The sequence below is a fragment of the Oscillatoria sp. HE19RPO genome, from assembly GCF_024220515.1.
In the GTDB taxonomy this organism is placed as follows: domain Bacteria; phylum Cyanobacteriota; class Cyanobacteriia; order Cyanobacteriales; family Laspinemataceae; genus Laspinema.
Genome location: NZ_JAMXOT010000455.1, coordinates 1 through 2,279, shown reverse-complemented (window position 1 = coordinate 2,279; position 2,279 = coordinate 1). Strand labels below are relative to the sequence as shown.

2 protein-coding genes and 1 tRNA gene are annotated in these 2,279 nt (G+C 49.0%); 2 read left to right on the top strand and 1 reads right to left on the bottom strand.

What is annotated here, in order from left to right; translation table 11 throughout:
* Positions 1 to 86: 86 nt before the first annotated feature.
* Positions 87 to 224, top strand: a complete 138-nt coding sequence (locus NG833_RS29410) for a hypothetical protein (RefSeq protein WP_254568812.1) — start codon at positions 87 to 89, stop codon at positions 222 to 224.
* A gap of 30 nt (positions 225 to 254) precedes the next feature.
* Here the strand turns inward: NG833_RS29410 and accC are convergent, their stop codons facing one another.
* The gene (accC, locus tag NG833_RS29405; protein ID WP_254568813.1) at positions 255 to 1,604 is read right to left on the bottom strand and encodes an acetyl-CoA carboxylase biotin carboxylase subunit; all 1,350 of its coding nucleotides are present in this window, start codon (positions 1,602 to 1,604) and stop codon (positions 255 to 257) included.
* Positions 1,605 to 1,867: 263 nt separating this feature from the next.
* Here accC and NG833_RS29400 point away from each other — a divergent pair.
* A tRNA-Leu gene (locus NG833_RS29400) sits at positions 1,868 to 1,948 on the top strand.
* Positions 1,949 to 2,279 lie beyond the last annotated feature (331 nt).

The window sequence follows — 2,279 nt, the reverse complement described above, 5'->3', positions numbered from 1 at the left end:
CGCAATGCTTGCGCCCTTGGGGCGCAAGCATTGCGCCCCTACATTGACGGGGCTACTCCAGTGATCCGTCACTAAGAACGAACGTTTTGGAGATTTTATTTTTTAGAGTTCCCTTAGTTCGTAGTAACGACTTCAGTCGTTACCGCGTGACTTGGCGCAAGCCAAGTCAAGCTCAACTTCCCCAACTCCCCATCCACCAAGGACAAACGACCAATGACAAATGACAAATGACCAATGACCAATGACAAATAACCTCAACCCTTCGACATCATCTGTTCCACAAAATTGGTATAAACATCCCCTTCAATAAAATCGGGATGTTCCAGAATCTTCTGATGGAAAGGAATCGTAGTCGGGACCCCGGTAATCGCACATTCCCGCAGTGCGCGTCTCATGCGCTTGAGGGCCGAAGGGCGATCGCAACCCCAGACAATCAACTTGCCAATCAGGGAATCATAATAAGCCGGAATATCATAATCCGTGTACACATGGGAATCCATCCGCACCCCCGGACCACCTGGAGGTAAAAATCCGTTAATCCGTCCGGGACAAGGGCGAAAATTGCGATCGGGGTCTTCCGCATTAATCCGACATTCGATCGCATGACCCCGTAACTGCACTTGGTCCTGACTCAACCGCAGTTTTTCCCCTTGCGCAATCCGAATCTGTTCCGCAATCAAATCTAACCCCGTAATCATCTCCGTCACCGGGTGTTCCACCTGGATCCGAGTATTCATTTCCATAAAATAGAAATGACCCGTGTGATCCAACAGAAACTCAATCGTTCCAGCACCCGTATAATGAATCGACTTCGCCGCCTTCACCGCTGCCTTACCCATTTTTTGGCGCAAGCTGGGCGTTATGGCAGGACTGGGGGCTTCTTCTAACAATTTTTGGTGACGGCGCTGAATCGAGCATTCCCGTTCCCCCAAATGGATCACATTCCCATGAGCATCCGCCAGAATTTGGAACTCAATGTGACGAGGGCGTTCGATAAACTTTTCTAAATAAACCCCCGGATTCCCAAACGCCGCTTCTGCTTCCCCTTGCGCTGCCGCAAACAGTTTCGGGAGTTCGCTGTCTTCTCGGACGAGACGCATCCCCCGTCCGCCACCCCCAGCAGTTGCCTTAATCATCACCGGATAGCCGATTTTCCGGGCAATTTCCCGGGCATCTTTTTCATTAGTAATTAACCCATCGCTTCCCGGGACCGTCGGCACCCCCGCCTTTTGCATGGTTTCCTTCGCCGTGGACTTATCCCCCATTGCGCGCATCGCCTCGGGAGTCGGTCCGATAAAACTAATCTGATGATCCGCACAGATTTCGGCAAACCGCGCATTTTCCGACAAGAACCCATAACCCGGGTGAATCGCTGTCGCGTTCATGGTTAAAGCAGCAGAGATGATATTGGGAATATTTAGATAGCTTTTGGCACTGGGGGGTTCGCCAATGCAAACCGCTTCATCTGCCAGTTGGACATGGAGAGCATGACGGTCAATCGTGGAGTGTACAGCAACCGTGGCAATCCCCATCTCCTCACAGGTCCGGAGAATCCGAAGGGCGATTTCGCCGCGATTGGCAATGAGAACTTTGGAGAATTGCATGGGCCTGCGGTTGCTCAACTCGTAAAAATCAATAAAGGATGACCGAATCGTGGTGGGTGTCCCGGATTCAGCGGCATAGATATGCCAACTCCAAATCCTATCATGTATGGGATAATGCAAGTTGCAACTTGGAGCATCAAGTGGCTGAAATCCTTGTGATTAGGGGAATTGGGACAATTTGAAAAAAATCTTTCCAAATTGTGAACATTTTTGAAAAAAGTATGGTAAGTTAACTAGAGATGAGCTAAGATAGTTCATTGCCTGCGGATGTGGCGGAATTGGTATACGCGCACGTTTGAGGGGCGTGTGGCTTTGCCTTGCGAGTTCGAGTCTCGCCATCCGCATTAAATCTGAAAAGGGGTTACAGCATTGATGTTGTAACCCCTTTTGCTTTATGGCCCGGAAGACGACTGAAGTCGTCACTACGAACAGAAGAATGTGTTTCCCCCGTTTGTAGTAACGACTTCAGTCGTTATCTTCTTACTCTAATGCCCGGAAACGACTGAAGTCGTTACTACGAACAAAAGAAGTATTCTCCCCGTTTGTAGTAACGACTTTAGTCGTTATCTTCTTACTCTAATGCCCGGAAACGACTGAAGTCGTTACTACGAACAAAAGAAGGGATTTTTCCCCGTTTGTAGTAACGACTTTAGTCGTTATCTTCTTACTCTAATG